Raw genomic sequence first — 17,563 nt, 5'->3', positions numbered from 1 at the left:
AATTAAACTTGCTCCAGACACCAACTAACTCAAACCCACCACCTCAACCATCCTTTTCAGCGAACTCAAGTTCACTAAAATATCCTCAGTCAGCGAATTCTGATACATCAACTGTCTAATAGGATAGCATTCAAAAGCCTCCCCCGTTAAAAAGTAATGTTCCAACTGCAAATATTGACTGATTCCCCAGTAATAATGGCTGATATAGTGAGGCGACACCAACTCAATTACTTTAGTTCCCGGGCGACAAAAAATCGTATTTGTCAAGCCGCTGCCGTGGGCGGCAACTATTACCTCAGCGTGGTAAAAATGAGCAATTTGCTCTGCCAAAGACATCGACTCAGGTAGAATAGAAACAAAGCCAAAGTTCTCCAAAACCTCAACCACATCTTTCTCGTTCAAAACTCGTCGGTATCTTGCTTTGCTGCGGCTGATGTAAATGCGTTTTGGATAGCTGGAACTAGGTATAATTCCCTTGAGAAACTCGCGCCTCAAAAAATCCATCGCCCACCCAGAAGGCCAGCCCAAATATCCCGCAAAAGACGGCACAATTAACTCGGTTGCTTGAATGTGAGGCAAGCGATCGCTCTCCAAGACTTTTTCTTCGGGAATGCCCAGAATTCTCAAACTTTCCCGCTGAAATTGGTGCTGACAACTATTCACCAAAAACCAATCAATTTCCGCCAAATTCCTACCGCTATGCCGCAGCAATTCTATCCTCGGCAAAACATCAACCATCCAGTGAAAATAGACATTTCCCGACAAACCAGAAAGCACCGCCACGCTGCCGTCAATTTGCTTTAAACCTGGAAAGGATTCTAACTGAAAAACGCTGTGTTTTCTAACATCATGCTTTTCGCATCCCGGCAAAAACCCCGGATAATCTCTCGACACATCAGCCAATAAATAATTGTCAGGAGTAATTACAGCGATCGCCTTACAAATCAGCCAATAATTTTCCTGTGGAACAATCCAAACTCGCCCGTTGGGAATTGCAGCCACAAAAGTCTGGGGCGCCTCCACAGGTATCGGTTGCGAGTTGGACAAACGGCAAACTCCCCAACCCAAATGCACCGGATCGAACCACTTAGAAAGTCGCTGCAAACACAGCCCGCAAGTTAACCCGGCACAATCGGAATTAGCCAATTTGGAATTAGCGATCGCAAATTGGGAATTCGGAATATTTTCTGCACTTGCTTCTGGTGCCGATTTCCAAAATATTTCCACATAATTATCAGCATCCAACTTAGCATTAACTAGCCAATCCCAACTCGATAAATAAATACCGTAAGGAGGTTTTATAGAAGTGTTATCTGGCAAGATAAAACTCTTTTTTTTCCATTCTTTCTGCTCCCCATACCCGTGCAATTGCAGCTCTAAAACTTTTTGATAATAATCAATCGCCCGTTCCCAGCGCCCCTGTTTTTCCAGCAGTTTTGCCAACTCAAAATAAACCTGCGGTAAAGCAGGTTGAATCGTCAAAGCCATGCGGTAAACTGCAATTGCTGCGCCCAAGCGCTGTTGCTGGGCTAAGGAATTTCCCACCCGCCAGTAAAGCTCTGCATTTTTGGGCTGAATTTGCAAAGCTTTTTGATAATAAGTGGTGGCAGATTCGTGTCCGCCGTACTCTGTTAAAGCATTTCCCAAATGCAAGTAAATTTCGGCTAAATTATCGCAAATTTCAGCAATTGGTAATTGGGCATTGGGCATTGGGCATTGGGCATTGGGAATAGTTTCTTTTTCTTCCTTCTTCCCTCTTCCTTCTTCCTTCTTCCTTCCCATCAATGCTGTGAGAAATCGATCGCACGCAGCGATCGCCCTTGAGAATTCATCATCTTCTACCGCCGCAACTCTGCGCCTGTCTCCTAAGCGGCAGTAAGCTTCAACAAAATCAGGCTTCAGAGCTATTGCCCGCTCAAAATAAGGCATGGCTTCAGCAATTTTGCCCAAAACCATCAAAGAAAACCCGGCGTCTGTATAGCCCGAAATATAGTCAGAATTGATCTCGATCGCCCGATCGAAACAAGCAAGCGCCGCCGAATGTTCCCCCTGTAATTGCCACGCTTTCCCCAGATTGTAGTGAGCCAAAACCATGTCCGGCTCCAACTCAATAGCTGTGAGGTAAGATGCGATCGCCCTTTCCGGACTTTTGTTCAGCAAGGCTTGACCCAAATTATTGTGCAGCGTCGCCCAATCGGGCTTAATCTCCATCGCCCGCTGGTAAACTTCGATCGCCTCAGCAGCCCGATCGTCCTTGAGCAAAATCACACCCAGATTGCTGTAAGCTTCCACGTAATCCGGCGCCACGGCAATCACCTGTCGGTAGGTATCCATTGCCGCTGCGAGCTGACTATTTTCATCTAAAACCACAGCCAGATTGTATAAAGCATCGAGATAATCCGGTTTTTGGGCGATCGCATTGCGGTAACAGTTGATCGCCCCCAACAAATTACCCTGCTTGTGAAAAACATTTCCCAAGTTATAATGAACTTCAGCCCAATCTGGTTTCAAATCCAGAGCTTGTCGGTAGTGAAAAACCGCCTCATCCAGCCACGCATAGTCGCTGTAAAGTTGACCCAAATAAGCATGAGCCAGAAAAAACTGGGGCGAAATCTCCAAAGCTTGCACAAAAGCGTCTCTTGCCGCCGTCGGATCGCCTTGAGCGTCGAGAATTTCGCCTAAAGTCGTGTAAGCCGAGGGCGAAAACGGTTGAAGTTCGATCGCCTTTTTGCAAAACTCGATCGCCTCAGTTAACTTCCCCCGGTTCAAATAAATTTTGGCTTGCCGGATATATTCTTCAGTGCTCATTGCTAGCCAGCAGTTGCGGTTTCTTTACCGCTTCAGTAAAACCTAGAAATTGTAATTTAAAAACTTTGTATTTATATTTTGCCCGAGCGGGCGATCGATTAATTTTATCAATAACTGTCGATCGACTTTTTTTTAACTGCCCCTGCTTCATTTCCTGCATTTAAGATTTCAACCTCACTCTGCCACCAGCGGAGTGAGGTTGAAATCCTTTAAAACTACCGGCTTTGTGAGAACAGCCCCGAATCTTATCCGATGCCGCCCCACAACAGCCAGTTGTTTTAGAACAACTCGAAGTTGTTCGAGGTAATTGTCAGGCCAGGCTGCAACTGAGCAATAGTTAGCACTCCGCTGGCGCCGTTGAAGTACAACGCACCGCTTGTTGGGTCGTAGACCAACTTGTTGGTCGTGGTTGCTCCTGGAGTAGCTGCGTTGAAATTAGAAACGACGACAAACTCACTTGCCTCGAAGCTGCTACCCAAACCAGCGAACACACCGCCCTGCTTCAAGCGGATCTTATCTTCGCCTGGGGCAAAGTCAGTGATCGTGTCTACGCCATAATCGCCACCGCTGGAGAAGAAGTAGAACGTATCGCTACCAGCACCGCCGATCAGGACATCGCTGCCTCTGTCGCCAGAGATAAAGTCATTGCCACCGCCACCATTGACAGTATCGTTGTCTTTACCGCCGTATACAGTGTCGTTGCCGTCGCCGCCGTCGACAATATCGTTGCCTTGGCCGCCAAAGACTGTATCGCTGCCACTTCCGCCAAGTACGGTGTCGTTGCCTCTGTCGCCAGAAACCAAGTCATTGCCATCACCGCCATCAACGAGGTCATCCCCTTTACCAGCAAAGATCCGGTCGTCGCCGGTGCCACCAGCGACCACATCGGCGCCACTGCCTGAAAAGATATTATCGTTGCCGCTGCCGCCGCCGATACTGTCATTTCCGCCTCCGGTAATAATCAGGTCGTCGCCACCGCCACCGGAGACGACATCTGCGCCCCCAAAAGTCAGGATAATATCGCTGCCTTCGCTGCCGTTCAACCTGTTGGCGCCAGTGATGCCGATAACGGTTGAGCCACCGCCACTACCACCTGGTAGTGAACTTGCTGGTTGTGTTGGATTTGTTACCTGTGTCATTTACACTCCTCCTAAAAGATCAATCATTTTTCTACAATACACTTTTCCCTCCAAAGGGATTCAATAAATGAAACCGGACATCGGTTGAGACCCTAATTTACCCGGCTGCTATAAGCTGTCATGTAATTTAAATTGTCAGCAGCGAGCCTCGGAGCGCGAGTTGAATCCTGTATTCGTTGAGCAGCAAATCTCGGTTGTTTCCTGCTTTTGACTCTCGACTCCACCACTGCCTCCTCTAACACGAAAATATTCCAGTTAAACGTTTGCGAGTTTACCATAATGACCATCGATATGGCTAGTCATTATTAAAACAATACCCGGAAGATACACAGAGACCATTTTTAATGGGAGTATGCTCTCAAGATTGAGAAGTTGCACCGGGCCCTTGGCACTGTCGATCGCCGGAGAGTTCGATCGCCCGCAATGGGGCTGGAACTAAGCTGCGATTTCTTTTAAGTACACTGTAGTTGACCAGACTTTAGATTTTCCCCAAGAGTTCCCCAGAAATCAAAATTTTTTAACGGGCTTTCACAGCAAGCCGACGCACGCTGGAGGTCGTATTTAATCAAAAGTGCATCCCAACACAGTCCTGGAGAGGCTTTTGAGCCTCATCACCTGGATGTTTCCAGCCAAATCCGTCATGATCAACGCAGAATTTTGGCTAAAAAACCCTGTTTTTAAACCACAATCCGTCATTTCAACCATGATCCACATCGATCCGGATCATCATACAATGCAGCGAGCGTCTTTTGGTGGAGTTGGGACGAACGGTGGGTCGGTAGATTTGTGACGGTACTGTCACTAGATTTTAAATTTTAGATTTTAGATTTAGTCCACAGATAAATCGCAGTTATGGGTTGGCACAATTGTAGTTATGGATAATTTACCTGTTCATAATGCTGAAGCCGTCATTTTTTTGATGGTATCTATCGGCTCCCCAGTAAAATTCTTACATCCCTACTCGCCGGATTTATCTCCCATCTAGTTATAGTGGGCAAAAATCAAAGCGATTTTCCGTCCTGAAGCGTATCCACCTTCAAATGTTCTTGATGAAGCGATTACTAAAGCTATTAATGCTTTTAATGATGAAAATGCTTGGCCATCCTTTCATCACTCTGGTCTTTTTTGATAACCCATTAAACAGTTAATTTTTGTGGTACATTCGATCGGGAGCATCTCATTTTTGTAAAAACACTTCTTCTGGCTCCTTCTTTCTTCCTATTTCCTCCTGTCTCCTGCCTTCTGCCTCCCAACTCCAATTTCTAGCTTGGCTGCAAAAGTGAGATGCTCCCCATTCGAGGGCTAATACCTGTGAGTGAAAATCTTAAGTTTTTAGGAAAAACTTTTTTACTAATTGTTGTTAACTTCGAGCTGAGCATTAACGATTAGCAAATTCCCCGAAATTTGGTTCGGCATTCATTCAGATAAAATCTCTACTATTTATTCATAGCGGTGTGCTGCAAGCTGCGCTGGTGACGCGTTGGAATTGCTCTGGCTATCGTACCTATAGATGTGAGCGTCACTCTCGAAAATATAATTGATGGAAGTAGCTGCATAGTAGGTCAGCCCTAACAGCGACAATAGATTAATAACTCTATAAATTGGTTTCTCAGATACTTTGTTCATTTTGACTCCTACTTTTTATGCAAATAACTAATTTGGATACCGTGACGGCACTTTTTTTTAGAAGTTCCCAAACATCTCGTACCTCTAAAAATTTAGCTGGCTCGCGTTATACACTCCGGATGCCCGATTGCCAAAAATAAGTCCTACTTGAGATGTGAAACAGTTTTTGTTGCCTATTTCATATTGCGGTCTCTGCCTTGAATTGTCTATCTAACTGCGGTAAGAGTTAGGGATTTTGGGCGCCAACGAACTCTACAATTTCCTGTTTAAAGCTACTACGATTTGAAAAAAGGGAGCAGGAAAAGCTTAAAGGGCAAAGATCCTAGCTGTTTTTCCACGCCTAGCCAGGATTTTCCCACCTTCGATTAATGGTACGCAGTTGCCGGAAGTCATGAAAATTCTTAAGTTGGTCAGTGGCAGGCGAAAATATGTCTTAAGTTATATTTTTGCAAGCTACAGGCCATGTTAGATTGCATATTAATTTTGAGCTTGGTTGAGGTGGTAAATAATTTTTGGGTAAAAATTTTCTGGTCGCTGTCCGATAATTTGAGTCTGACAATTTTGCCTGAACAATTTTGACTGATCCGCACCATTAATTCACGATGTGACAGAAAATTAGGCATCAGTCGATTGGATACTTCGGCCTGAGACCTTCGGCGAGCGGTGAGTCAATCTCGCTCAGTTGAACGATTTGAGATTTGAGATTTATTCCACAGAGGAATAGGAGAGCTTGAAGAAAAGCCTCAATTTTAGGGCAGCAGCCGACTCCTGTCGGAAACTTTTAGCCGTTTTTGGGCGGGGTAAAAAAGCAGAAGGCAGAATTTGATAGCTGTAAAAAAATACTGTTTTAGGATTCAGAATTTTTAGGGGATTCTACCTTCTCGCTGCATTTTTTTTACAATGAAACAAGATAAATTACTCGCTGCCAGGAGCGATGCAGGCCGAATAATTTAGGAAGAGATAAGCAAGTGTGTTGAAGCCAGTTACTTCCACAATTTATTATAATTCTTGCTCGCATTGAGCTGTTTGTACCACAGACTTTTTGCTGGTAATTTGCAAAAGGGATAGGGGCAGAACAACAGGCCAAACCAGAGGGCCGATTATTAAGGCTATCCAAGATATCACGTCTTTTTTAGATGTCGCAGTATCATTCCAAAAACTTTTGAACCAAACAAGAAAAACGATTAAGGCAATCGAAAAGTAGCTAATCATTATCATTTTTTTACCTCCCTGTCTATAGATGGGATAGAAGTATTTATAATTATTGTATCTCAGGCCGTGGCTCGCCGATCGCAACTTTATGCTCTGAGCTGCAAGCTGCAAGTGTCTAAAAGCCAAAGTTTCACAGCTATCCAAGTCCAGAGCCTGCGATGTTGAGCTGACTTACTCCTGCTGCGCGGCGCGAGGTGCTAAAGGTCTTGCGTTCAGCGCTTTTCGAGGTTTTGTCAAACCTTGAGGCTACCACCCCAATTATAGCTTATGCGATCGAGGTCTGTGGTTTTTTGTGATTTAAATCACGTATACTGGCAGACTTCGGTCACAAATCGAGCCAAGAACGATCACAAAGCTTAGCCGACTGCAATCACCCTACTTTTTTCTCAAATGCTCGATATTATAATAGTCGAGTTCAACGAGATTTCATGCAAGCTCTGACTTTAAAATCTGATCGCGCGATCGCTGAACTGTTCTATCAAGTCACCAATTCAGGCAATCTGACTCGCACTGAAAGCCACGGATTGCGCGAACTCTGCCAAAGCGCTCTCAGCGAAGACGCCAGAGATGCAGTCAACCGCCTGCTGCACGCCATCCGCCGCGGATGGGTCAGGATTTCCGATTAGTCCCCTCACACAAGAAGTTGAGATGAGTATTTCTACTTTCTCTCCTGTCAAGCTTTCCCAACAATAAGATTGAAGTGAGTAGGTCGCTCCATTAGCCTTCTCAAAAAAAATTTTTACTGCGATCGAAAAGCTCGACCCGGTTTCTTGAAGAAGCCGGGATTTTTGATTTTAAGCAGTCAGTCGATTTTAGATTTTAGATTTTAGATTTTAGATTTTAGATTGACTTCACATATGAATCTGGGAGCTTGAACTAAAGGTTAAAATTTGGGGCGGATGCCCGCTCCTATCGGAAACTTGTATCTGTCTTTGGGCGGGTTATTAAGTATATCCACGGAAAACAGACCACAGCAAGAAACTAGGTAAATGTAGGTAAAAGCGGGTTTATAAACAGGCTAAAAGTTTTACCTTGAATTAAGCAGAGCGATTTCGCTAGCAGTCATTAGTAATCTCTTAATAGATAAATATTAATTTATTTGTCACCGTTTCTTAACCAAAAGTAGAGACGTGGGGGTTGCCAGAAGCAAGGAATCGGGACGGGGTTTATGTTTCAAGTAGCAGGGCGATCGAGGAAATATCAGATCCCCAAGTTCGGCTGACACAAATCACTCATCAATAGCCAATCGATCACATTTACTCCCGTAGTTGAATCACATCAATTTTGGAAAAATCAGTCAATACTGTCAAAAGTGAGTTCAAAAAAAAACACATGATGACAACCCAAACGCTTTTACCTCAATTTACTATTGCAGAGCTAGTCTTTCAGGTATATCACTCCGGTCTGCTGACTCCCACTCACCGACAACAGCTCAAGACAGCCCTGTTAAATGACTGTCTTACCGAAGAAGATCAAACAGCCATCAACCGCTTGCTCCACGCCGTTCGGCGGGGCTGGCTGAAGGTTGTAGATTAAACTCGGTTCTAAATTTTTTGCCACTACTCTTTAAATGCACTGTCACTTAAAGGCAGAATTAAATCCCCTTAAAAAAATCAGGCATTAGCCTAAATGTAGGGTGCGCCATAGGCACCCTGCGGTTTTAACTTCTATTTTCTCAGCTTATTTAGTCAGAGATTGTGCCGTCAGGCATCATGGCCTCTCTCAGATTCGCTTCATCCAAATTTGTCCCGCGCAAAGAAGCTTGATGCAAGTTTGCTCCCCGGAGATTTGCTCCCTTAAGGGAAACTCCGCTCAAATCGGCTCGATGGAGATTTGCACAGCTCAAGTTAGCTCCGCTCAAATCGGCTCCCTTCAAATCAGCTTTTTCCAGATTTGCTTCCGTCAAATTTGCCCAACTCAGATTTGCTTGAGTTAGGTTAGCACGGCTGAGGTCAGCTTGTGTTAAGTTCGCATCCGTTAAATTTGCTTTGCTCAGGTTGATTCCGCAAAGCTTTACTTCTGTCAAGTTTGCACCTTGCAAGTTAGCGTTAACTGCATAAACTTGAATCAAAATTGCCCCCTGAAGGTTTGCATCTCTCATATCTGCACCCCTGAGACTCGCCCCCGTTAAATCGGCCCCGCTGAAGACGACACTCCGCAAGATGGCTCCGCTCAAGTTCGCTCCCACCGCCTCGCATTCGCCAAAATTAGCGGACATGAGGTTGGCTTGGGAGAGGTTGGCTTGACTGATATCTGCTTGATACAGATTAGCTCTGTAGAGGGTGAGACCGATCGAATTTGCACCTTTTAAATTAGCGTGACTCAGGTCAATATCGCGCAAATTTGTCCTTGAGATATGGGCACCGCTCAGGTCTACTTTGTGAAAAACCCGTTCTCCGGCTGCATACCGTCTGAGAAGTTCCTCTGCATCCATGTCATTTCCCCCAAAATATTTAATAATACCTTTGATATTTCAATAATATTAGGCATGAGCGACCTTTACGTTTCTTGGTCTCAATACCATCGAAAAATTGAGGATTTGGCTGTAAAAATTGAGGAATCTCAGTGGAAATTCGATCGAATTGTCTGTCTGGCGAGGGGAGGGCTGCGGGTTGGGGATACTCTGTCGCGGATTTTCGACAAACCTTTGGCCATTTTAGCGGCCTCGTCTTATGGTGGGGCCGAGGGAAATGTCCGGGGCGCGATCGAGTTTGCCCGCGATTTGACAATGGTGGGCGATAATTTGGGCAGCCGCATTCTCCTGGTTGACGATTTGGTCGATTCGGGAATTAGTTTAGAGCAAGGTATCGCTTGGCTCAAGAGTCGCTACGGCGAGGATATTCAGGAAATTCGGACTGCTGTACTCTGGTACAAGGCTTGTTCTGTTGCAAAGCCGGATTATTATGTAGATTATTTGGCTGACAATCCTTGGATTCACCAACCTTTTGAAATGTACGAAAAGATGAGTGCTGCTGATTTGGCGGTAAAAGTTGGGAATTAGTCAATAAAAGACTAAAATCAGGTCAATTTTTTATAGGGTTTTGCCGATATCTTGCACTTTTTGGCATAGTCCGCCAGGGGTTAAAAACCCCTGTCTCATAGCTAAAGTCCTCTGAAAGAGGACTGGATATTTATCAACGTTGGGCAGTCGGTTTCAACCGACTTTAGCTATGAGACGGGGAATTCATTCACTCCTAGGGCTTGTGGGTAATTGCAAGTCTGCTGATACAATTAGCGAACCGAAAGAATACGATCGCCCAATTCCATACTATCTGCCAAAACTTCCTGCCGCGCCCACCTATCCGCGGCCAAAATATCGTCTAAACCAGGACTTTCACAGTTATCGGCTTGATGTTTGTCGCAGGCCTTCTCAATCAACTTCGGAATATCCAAAAACTGAATCTTCTCCTGCAAAAATAGCGCTACCGCCTGTTCGTTTGCCGCATTCAGCACCGCAGGCATCGAACCGCCCGCACGTCCCGCCGCATAAGCCAACTGCATACAAGGATACTTTTCGTGGTCGGGTTCTCGGAAAGTTAAATCCCCAGCTTTTACCAAATCCAGCCGTTCCCAATCTGTATGAATTCGCTCCGGCCAAGACAAAGCGTAAAGCAGTGGCAATCGCATATCCGGCCAGCCCAATTGCGCCAAAACCGAGGTATCTTGCAGCTCAATTAACGAGTGAATTATGCTCTGGGGATGGATGACAATATCAATGTCATCATAATCCATTCCGAATAAGTAATGAGCCTCAATTACTTCTAATCCTTTATTCATCAAAGTAGCAGAATCGATCGTGATTTTCTGCCCCATCGACCAATTCGGATGTTTCAAAGCATCGGCTACTGTTACTCCTGCTAATTTGTCGATCGGCAAATCTCGAAAAGAACCCCCCGAAGCAGTGAGAATAATTCGCCGCAACCCGCCAACCATAACACCTTGGAGGCACTGAAAAATTGCCGAATGTTCCGAGTCTGCGGGTAATATTTTAACGCCGTATTTTTCGATTAAGGGGTTGACAACAGGGCCCCCTGCGATTAATGTTTCTTTATTGGCTAAGGCAATATCTTTGCCTGCTTTGATAGCCGCAATTGTTGGCAGCAAACCGGCACAGCCAACTATGCCCGTGACGACGGCTTGAGCGTCACCGTATTGGGCAACTTCGACAACGCCTGACTCGCCAGCAAGTAAAATAGGTTGAGGGTCGAGATCTGCGATCGCCTCTTTCAATTCCTGTAATTGATCTTCGTCGCAAATCGCGACAATTTCCGGTCGAAACTGGCGAATTTGCTGGGCCAGCAACGTTACATTTCGTCCGGCGGTTAACCCGACAATCCGAAATTGATCGGGGTATTGAGCTACAATATCCAGAGTTTGAGTGCCGATGGAGCCTGTGGAGCCGAGAAGAGTTATTGCTTTCACAATTTTTTAATGTTTTGTGGATTATTCTAATATTACGATTGCGGGGATGAAAATTAGTGGTTAACTATTGCGTGGAAAGCACATTCGATGGAATCATATTTTGAGTGACCACCTAGTGCCAGATTTCATGCAAAATAGGGAAAATTTTGCTGATGACCGTGAGGACATCAGTGTCTCGATCGCCGAAAATAGAGAGGAAGGTCGATCTCAGCTACCGTCGAGTTTGGTTTGGGCGATCGCTACTGCTACGGCAATTTTCTTTTTGTGTAGCAGTTTACGCCACGCTTTATTCCAATCAACTGCTTTCGATTTGGGAATTTTTGACCAAGCAATTTACTTGATCAGCCAAAACCAAACGCCTTTTTCTTCTTTAATGGGGATTCATATTTTGGGCGATCACGCAGCGGTAATCTATTATCCGCTAGCTTGGCTGTACAAAATCTACCCGGATGTGCATTGGCTGCTGTTGGTACAAGCAGTTGCATTATCCCTAGGCGCTTGGCCTATGTGGAGTTTAGCGCGTTTGGCAGGCTTGAATCAAGAACAATCCCGTGCGATCGCATTGATTTATTTGCTCTATCCGGTGGTATTTAACATCAATTTATTTGATTTTCACCCGGAAGTAATCGCTTTACCCGCACTTTTAGCAGCAATTTTGGCGGCACGTTTAAATAAAATTGTGTGGTTTTGTACCGCTATTGTGTTAGTTCTCAGTTGCAAAGCGGTTTTGTCCCTAACCGTTGTTGCTATGGGTTTCGGGCTGTTTTTTTGCGAAAAAAAGCAACGGTACGGGGCGATCGCACTTTTGCTAGGTGCAGCTTGGTTTTTGATAGCTTCCCAGAAAATAATCCCCTTCTTTAGCGGCAGCGAAGTCGCTGGAGTCGGGCGCTACAGCTATTTAGGCAAATCCGTACTAGAAATTATCATCAATCTCATATTAAAACCCCAGTTAGTATTAGGAAAAATTTTTTCACTCGATACATTAAAATATTTATTTCTCCTCACCTTACCTGTGATTTGGCTGCTATTGCCATTCTCTGGCAAACTACGCCTACAATATTTAACAGCGCTAATTCCTGCCCTCCCTACCCTGCTGATCAATATCCTCTCTGACTTGTCATTTCAACGCAGCTTAGCCTATCAGTATTCAGTGCCTGTAATTCCATTCTTATTTTTAGCAGTTATCGCGAAGGAAGAAACAAGGAACAGGGAAGAAATAAAAGGCAACAAGGAAGAGGATAAAGTAAATAAGCAACATTTTTTAACATGGGTCAATCTGCCACAATTTAAAAACTTCCGAATTTCTCAACTTTGGCAGGGAATTCAATTGCCGAGAATCATGATAATTTGGTCATTACTAATCTTCCTATGTGTGGGCGAATATAAAGATTTTTATCTGTACATAAATAGACTAGATACCTGGCAAGCTACACGCGAAGCAGTCGCACAAGTTCAACCGCAAAGCAGTATTTTAACAGATAATAGACTTGCCCCTCACTTTACCCACCGCCCCATAGTAAAATTGCTGTCACAAATTTCGCCCCAAACAAATTTAGCTGAATTTCAATACATATTATTAAATCTGCGCCATCCCTGGCCTGATACTGAAAAACTTGGTGCTACTTTAGCAAATAAACTTAAAACTTCTCCCGATTTTAAATTAACTTATCAAAAAAACGAAGTCCTGCTATTTAAACGAAGGGCTGATTAAACCAATCAAATGCTAACTTTCAAATCCCTAAAATCTCATCCAGTATTTTTAATGATTGTCGTGACAACGATAGTCTTATTTGCCGCCAGCAGCGCGCGGCACGCTTTGTTTCAGTCAACTGCATTCGACTTAGCAATTTTTGACCAAGCAATTTATTTAATCTCCCAAAACCAAACGCCATTTTCCTCTTTAATGGCAATAAATATTTGGGGGGATCACGCTGCTTTTATTTTCTATCCACTAGCTTTACTTTACAAAATATATCCCGATGTTCACTGGCTTTTTTTAGTGCAAGCTGTTTCCCTAGCTTTAGGCGCTTGGCCGAGTTGGAGTTTGGCACGTCAAGCGGGATTAAACGAACGAAAAGCAATGGCAATTTCAGCCGTATATCTACTTTATCCCGCAGTATTTAATGTCAATCTCTTCGACTTTCACCCAGAAGTAATTGCTTTGCCAGCACTGCTAGCAGCAATCTTAGCCGCGAGACTGAATAAAACCTTGTGGTTTTGTGCTGCGATTGTATTAGTTTTGAGCTGCAAAGCCGTGCTATCTTTAACTGTGGCTGCGATGGGTTTGTGGTTGTTGTGTTTTGACAAAAAACGCAATTGTGGACTCATAGCTCTATTTCTCGGCGCGGGTTGGTTCCTGGTAGCTACTCAGGCAGTTATACCGTATTTTAATCAGGGAAGAGAACACGCGGGTATCGGGCGATATCAATATTTGGGAAACTCGGTTTTGGAAATTGCTATTAATTTAATAGTGAAACCAAATCTAGTTTTAGGGCGTTTGTTTTCTTTAGATACTTTTGGATATTTAGGGTTATTGCTATTACCAGTAATTTGGTGGCTGTCCCCGCGTCATCTGTCATCTTTAATTAGTGCTGTGCCGATGTTGGCGATGAATATTCTTTCCGATATCCCCGCTCAGCGGGATTTAATTCATCAATATTCTGTGCCGATATTGCCGTTTTTATTGGTTGGCGTAATTTCCAGTTTAGCATATAGCAATCAGCAAAAGGGAAAGACAATATTTGATAGATTGCCACTTCCTAACTATCCATTGCCTAGAGTTATTGTAATTTGGTCGTTGATTGCTTTCTTAGCTTTAGCGAAATACGGCTATTTTTGGACTATTTATTTAAATGGGATCGACACTTTGCCCGCTACCAGAGAAGCAATTTCTCTTGTTGAAACCAAAGGCAGTGTTTTAACAACTGCTCAGATTGCTCCGCACTTAGCGCACCGCCCTGTCGTAAGATTAACTCAGGCTAACGGGCCGCCTGCAAATCTCACAGAATTTGATTATGTATTGCTGAATTTGCGCTATCCTGGCTGGATGAGCGATCGAGCTTTTGTGGAAAACCTCATAACTAAACTAAAAAACAACCCTCAATTTCAACTCAAATATCAGCGAGACAACATATATCTATTTACTAAGAGTCCTTAGTCAGCAGTCATCAGTCAACAGTCATCAGTCAACAGTCATCAGTCAACAGTCAACTAATTCGCGCTAATCCTCCACTTTCACAGCCCTTCTTGCCAACTTCACGTAAGTTTTCACAGTTTCATAAGGCATTTCCAAATCAGCAGCAATATCAAACAAAGATTCCCCCAATTCCCGGCGCGCCAAAATCGTCGCCCAAGTTTCAGCAATCTCAGCAGCGCGACTTCCGCCTGTACGCTTTCTGTGCGCTATAAACTTCTTTGTCAATTCATCTATTCGCGCCGCCAATACGCTTTGTATCGACACTTCAGGTAGCGCTGCTGTCAACCATTCTGCTCGCGTTTGTCCCAATCCAAAAGTTGTTTTGTGCCCCGTTCCACAGTAAGGCGCTAACCGCCCCAAAGCATAAAATAATTGTACAAAATCAGGACGATTGTGAGCCGATCGCCCTAGACCAAATTCCACAGCCCCAGTGAACCCCGTTACCATGCCTTTTTTGCCCGCCACTACCTTTTGCGACTCCAATTTGTGGCGGCTAATAATTGCATTTTCATCAATCCAATTCAAAAATTCTGTTTGGTCAAAATTTACCCCCGAAAAGTTATTCCAGCGGCGCAAATAGCTGTGAAAAACATTTTCGGGAACTGGCAAAGGGAAATGATGGCCTTTGCTGCGAAAGCTTGTAGGAGTCACAAAACTAAGTTTTATGTTGTGGGATAATGGGATTTCTGCTGTTAGTAATTGCTGGTAAGTTGTGGGAGCAAAAGCAATATCCCAAGAGCGAATTAGCAGCGGAGCATTTCGTAAATCTATCTCTTCGGGCAAATTTGGCAGCCACTGACTCAGCCACTGCACTACTGGCTTTGAAAGTCCTGTTACGTACCAGCGATAAATTCGATCGCCCAAAAGCTGAAATTCTTTGCCACCAGGGAGCAAATCACCTTCCAATCCCGAAATAGTAAAGGCTTTTTCTGACTGTTCATCGTGCAAAAGTTGCGATAAATCCGGGTCAGTTTGCTGCACTTGAGCTAAAAACCAAGCGTGCAAACCTATAGCATACTGCGCGTACAGATAGCTAGCAGCGCGGGGAGTCAATTCAAACACTAATCCGACTAACTCGGTGTCAGCCGGCCAAATCAGCCCAGACGGAGGAGATTTTCGATCGCGGGTGCCGGTGCGGTTCGGGGAAGTTGCCATCAGATGCCGTGCCTATAACCGTCACAGAAAGAGCGCCGTGCTATCTTAGCTGATTTTTATCCCCTTTGGGGGATGATTGTTGAGGGCGATCGATCGCCCAAATCTTTTGGTAGCTTCAAAAACTCGCTCTGCCGCCAGTTTCCCGCACCCTCCGGGATAGACAAAAACCACTAAAAAACCAACAACCTAAAACTCAATCTTTGTCAAGGTTTTCTTCCTTGTAACTAAACAGAAATATACCAGTGTTTAAAATCACATTCTGCGCTACAATTGTCAAAAGCTCGTAGCATCCTCAACTCCGATCCTAAACTATGAACACAACAGAAAAATCTAAACTATCCAACGAAAAAACTTTGGAGGCAATGAAGAATTTCTCCGAAACCTACGCCAAGCGCACGGGAACTTACTTTTGTTCCGAACCTTCCGTCACTGCTGTCGTGATAGAAGGACTAGCAAAACACAAGGATGAACTAGGCGCTCCCTTATGCCCTTGTCGCCATTACGAAGATAAAGAAGCCGAAGTAAAAGCCGCCTACTGGAACTGTCCCTGCATTCCCATGCGCGAGCGGAAAGAGTGTCACTGTATGTTATTTCTGACGCCAGACAACGATTTTGCTGGAACTAATCAGGAAATAGGAATGGATCAGATTCAAGCTGTCAGAGAGACTATGTAATTGGTTAAGTAGGCGGTCGTGAAATGGCAGTAGTTTTGAAAATCCTTCGGAAGTTTTCCTATTTTTAAGACTTAGCTATTAAAAAACAATCGATCGCCGCCTACTCAAACATATATCCGCCATCGAAAATCCCCAATCCCCAATCGAATGACAGAGGAAATCCCGATCGAGTTTTGGCAAGGTGTTGAACAGTTTAACAGCCAAGAATTTTACGCTTGTCACGATACTTTAGAGGCTTTGTGGATGGAAGCCTGCGAGCCGGAAAAAAGGTTTTATCAGGGAATCTTGCAAATTGCGGTCGCGCTTTATCACTTAGGAAATCAAAACTGGCGCGGTGCAGTCATATTGCTGGGAGAAGGAATAAATCGGCTCAGTTTTTATCAGCCTAGTTATGCTGGAATTGCTGTTGAAGACTTGCTCGGACAAAGTGCTAAACTTTTGAGCGCTTTGCAACAAGCTAGCCCGGAAGAAGTAGCTAAATTTCAACCGTTGTTCGCAGGTACAGAAGTTGCCGGCTTGCAATTGCCGCTAATTATCAAAGTACCAAAAAGTTAAATAAATATTTGTATTAGGGTGCAGTATACTTAGCCTCTACACAGAGGAGGGCTGGCTGCCCAAGCAGATTAATTGACTGTGGAACGAGTATCTTGCCGGTTTCTGGGTAAGACAGTTGCAGCCACTCAGCAAAATAGCCAATTAAATTCGCTGTTGTCTTGCTAGGATAATTGGTTGAGACTATCGGGTCAATCGATCGACCTCACGGGAATCTTTCTGGCCGTTAAGATAAAATATCTAACTGGATATAATGCCCTTCAGTAATTTCACAAATATTGAGGCTCCAAGCTTATGATGCCCTCCGCTAAACTGCTCAATTTCCGCATATTCAAAGGATTATCGCTGCTGTTGCCCCTGACTCTGGCAGGCGCGATAGCCTCTCCCACCTACCCGCAAGCCGGGCCGCCCCGCACTCTCAGCGTGCGATCGGACATTCAAGAAGCCGACTCCAAAACCGGCATCGTGACTGCCCGCGGCAACGTCCAAATCAACTATCCAGCCCGCCAAATACAAGCAACCGCAGCTCAAGCTCAATACTTCAGCCGCGAGCGCCGGATCATTCTCAGCGGAGACGTTTACGTATTGCAGCAGGGCAACAGCCTACGCGGCGAAACCATAACATACCTGATCGACGAAGGGCGGTTTATTGCCCTGCCAGACAACCCAGGACAGGTAGAATCTGTTTATCTGGTTGCCCCGGAACAAGATGCGGCAGCCCAAAATACAGTTGGCTCCCCACGTCCAACTACAGCCCCCCGGTAACAGTGGCTTGCAGC

15 protein-coding genes are annotated in these 17,563 nt (G+C 44.7%); 9 read left to right on the top strand and 6 right to left on the bottom strand.

The window, feature by feature from the left end:
- Positions 1-24: 24 nt before the first annotated feature.
- The gene (locus QUA07_RS18920; protein WP_333327856.1) at positions 25-2,808 is read right to left on the bottom strand and encodes a tetratricopeptide repeat protein; all 2,784 of its coding nucleotides are present in this window, start codon (positions 2,806-2,808) and stop codon (positions 25-27) included.
- 278 nt (positions 2,809-3,086) lie between these two features.
- On the bottom strand, positions 3,087-3,947 hold the full coding sequence (locus QUA07_RS18915; protein WP_333327854.1) for a calcium-binding protein: 861 nt from the start codon (positions 3,945-3,947) through the stop codon (positions 3,087-3,089).
- 865 nt (positions 3,948-4,812) lie between these two features.
- Here QUA07_RS18915 and QUA07_RS30075 point away from each other — a divergent pair.
- Positions 4,813-4,932 carry a hypothetical protein gene (locus QUA07_RS30075; RefSeq protein ID WP_445242830.1) on the top strand — a complete coding sequence of 40 codons (120 nt, stop codon included), beginning with the start codon at positions 4,813-4,815 and terminating at the stop codon, positions 4,930-4,932.
- Between the two features lie 1,640 nt (positions 4,933-6,572).
- Here QUA07_RS30075 and QUA07_RS18910 read toward each other — a convergent pair.
- Positions 6,573-6,791, bottom strand: a complete 219-nt coding sequence (locus QUA07_RS18910) for a hypothetical protein (protein ID WP_333327851.1) — start codon at positions 6,789-6,791, stop codon at positions 6,573-6,575.
- 422 nt (positions 6,792-7,213) lie between these two features.
- Here QUA07_RS18910 and QUA07_RS18905 point away from each other — a divergent pair, with 422 nt between their 5' ends.
- Together QUA07_RS18905 and QUA07_RS18900 are read left to right on the top strand one after the other, a co-directional pair.
- Positions 7,214-7,411, top strand: coding sequence for a hypothetical protein (locus QUA07_RS18905; protein WP_333231420.1), 198 nt, complete (start codon positions 7,214-7,216; stop codon positions 7,409-7,411).
- A 709-nt stretch (positions 7,412-8,120) separates the two neighbouring features.
- Positions 8,121-8,321, top strand: coding sequence for a hypothetical protein (locus tag QUA07_RS18900; RefSeq protein WP_333056545.1), 201 nt, complete (start codon positions 8,121-8,123; stop codon positions 8,319-8,321).
- Between the two features lie 148 nt (positions 8,322-8,469).
- Here the strand turns inward: QUA07_RS18900 and QUA07_RS18895 are convergent, their stop codons facing one another.
- Positions 8,470-9,219, bottom strand: coding sequence for a pentapeptide repeat-containing protein (locus QUA07_RS18895; RefSeq protein ID WP_333327848.1), 750 nt, complete (start codon positions 9,217-9,219; stop codon positions 8,470-8,472).
- 54 nt (positions 9,220-9,273) lie between these two features.
- Here QUA07_RS18895 and QUA07_RS18890 point away from each other — a divergent pair, with 54 nt between their 5' ends.
- Entirely contained in the window at positions 9,274-9,786 is a 513-nt protein-coding gene (locus QUA07_RS18890; RefSeq protein WP_333327844.1) for a phosphoribosyltransferase family protein, read from the top strand.
- Positions 9,787-10,016: 230 nt separating this feature from the next.
- On the opposite strand, the gene dxr is transcribed toward QUA07_RS18890, so the two are convergent.
- On the bottom strand, positions 10,017-11,207 hold the full coding sequence (gene dxr / locus QUA07_RS18885) for a 1-deoxy-D-xylulose-5-phosphate reductoisomerase (RefSeq protein ID WP_333327841.1): 1,191 nt from the start codon (positions 11,205-11,207) through the stop codon (positions 10,017-10,019).
- Positions 11,208-11,334: 127 nt separating this feature from the next.
- On the opposite strand from dxr, the gene QUA07_RS18880 reads away from it, so the two are divergent.
- Both QUA07_RS18880 and QUA07_RS18875 read left to right on the top strand, forming a co-directional pair.
- A complete protein-coding gene (locus QUA07_RS18880) occupies positions 11,335-12,918 on the top strand; it encodes a DUF2079 domain-containing protein (RefSeq protein WP_333327838.1) in 1,584 nt (527 codons plus the stop codon).
- Positions 12,919-12,927: 9 nt separating this feature from the next.
- Positions 12,928-14,364 (top strand): DUF2079 domain-containing protein, encoded by a 1,437-nt coding sequence (locus QUA07_RS18875; RefSeq protein WP_333327835.1) that lies wholly within the window; start codon positions 12,928-12,930, stop codon positions 14,362-14,364.
- Between the two features lie 63 nt (positions 14,365-14,427).
- On the opposite strand, the gene cas6 is transcribed toward QUA07_RS18875, so the two are convergent.
- Positions 14,428-15,558, bottom strand: coding sequence for a CRISPR-associated endoribonuclease Cas6 (cas6, locus tag QUA07_RS18870; protein ID WP_333327832.1), 1,131 nt, complete (start codon positions 15,556-15,558; stop codon positions 14,428-14,430).
- Between the two features lie 311 nt (positions 15,559-15,869).
- Between cas6 and QUA07_RS18865 the strand changes: the two genes are divergently transcribed.
- The 3 genes from QUA07_RS18865 to QUA07_RS18855 all read left to right on the top strand — a co-directional run bounded on the left by QUA07_RS18865 (position 15,870) and on the right by QUA07_RS18855 (position 17,549).
- On the top strand, positions 15,870-16,232 hold the full coding sequence (locus tag QUA07_RS18865) for a ferredoxin-thioredoxin reductase catalytic domain-containing protein (RefSeq protein WP_194012549.1): 363 nt from the start codon (positions 15,870-15,872) through the stop codon (positions 16,230-16,232).
- 147 nt (positions 16,233-16,379) lie between these two features.
- Complete coding sequence (locus QUA07_RS18860) at positions 16,380-16,787, top strand: DUF309 domain-containing protein (RefSeq protein ID WP_333327828.1); 408 nt, start codon at positions 16,380-16,382, stop codon at positions 16,785-16,787.
- 291 nt (positions 16,788-17,078) lie between these two features.
- Positions 17,079-17,549: an LptA/OstA family protein gene (locus QUA07_RS18855; protein WP_333327824.1), complete on the top strand. Its 471-nt coding sequence runs from the start codon at positions 17,079-17,081 to the stop codon at positions 17,547-17,549.
- Positions 17,550-17,563 lie beyond the last annotated feature (14 nt).

The sequence above is a fragment of the Microcoleus sp. T3_A4 genome (assembly GCF_036700465.1).
GTDB lineage: Bacteria > Cyanobacteriota > Cyanobacteriia > Cyanobacteriales > Microcoleaceae > Microcoleus.
The sequence above is the reverse complement of the archived record's forward strand: the minus strand, read 5'-3'. Positions and strand labels throughout refer to the sequence as shown.

Bases quoted from the DNA above. Each gene is read 5' to 3' on its own strand.
- QUA07_RS18900 (WP_333056545.1), top strand. From the start codon at position 8,121: ATGACAACCCAAACGCTTTTACCTCAATTTACTATTGCAGAGCTAGTC.
- cas6 (WP_333327832.1), bottom strand. From the start codon at position 15,558: ATGGCAACTTCCCCGAACCGCACCGGCACCCGCGATCGAAAATCTCCT.
- QUA07_RS18875 (WP_333327835.1), top strand. From the start codon at position 12,928: ATGCTAACTTTCAAATCCCTAAAATCTCATCCAGTATTTTTAATGATT.
- QUA07_RS18915 (WP_333327854.1), bottom strand. From the start codon at position 3,947: ATGACACAGGTAACAAATCCAACACAACCAGCAAGTTCACTACCAGGT.
- QUA07_RS18910 (WP_333327851.1), bottom strand. From the start codon at position 6,791: ATGATAATGATTAGCTACTTTTCGATTGCCTTAATCGTTTTTCTTGTT.
- QUA07_RS18880 (WP_333327838.1), top strand. From the start codon at position 11,335: ATGCAAAATAGGGAAAATTTTGCTGATGACCGTGAGGACATCAGTGTC.
- QUA07_RS18855 (WP_333327824.1), top strand. From the start codon at position 17,079: ATGATGCCCTCCGCTAAACTGCTCAATTTCCGCATATTCAAAGGATTA.
- QUA07_RS18905 (WP_333231420.1), top strand. From the start codon at position 7,214: ATGCAAGCTCTGACTTTAAAATCTGATCGCGCGATCGCTGAACTGTTC.
- QUA07_RS18890 (WP_333327844.1), top strand. From the start codon at position 9,274: ATGAGCGACCTTTACGTTTCTTGGTCTCAATACCATCGAAAAATTGAG.
- QUA07_RS18920 (WP_333327856.1), bottom strand. From the start codon at position 2,808: ATGAGCACTGAAGAATATATCCGGCAAGCCAAAATTTATTTGAACCGG.
- QUA07_RS18895 (WP_333327848.1), bottom strand. From the start codon at position 9,219: ATGGATGCAGAGGAACTTCTCAGACGGTATGCAGCCGGAGAACGGGTT.
- QUA07_RS18865 (WP_194012549.1), top strand. From the start codon at position 15,870: ATGAACACAACAGAAAAATCTAAACTATCCAACGAAAAAACTTTGGAG.
- QUA07_RS18860 (WP_333327828.1), top strand. From the start codon at position 16,380: ATGACAGAGGAAATCCCGATCGAGTTTTGGCAAGGTGTTGAACAGTTT.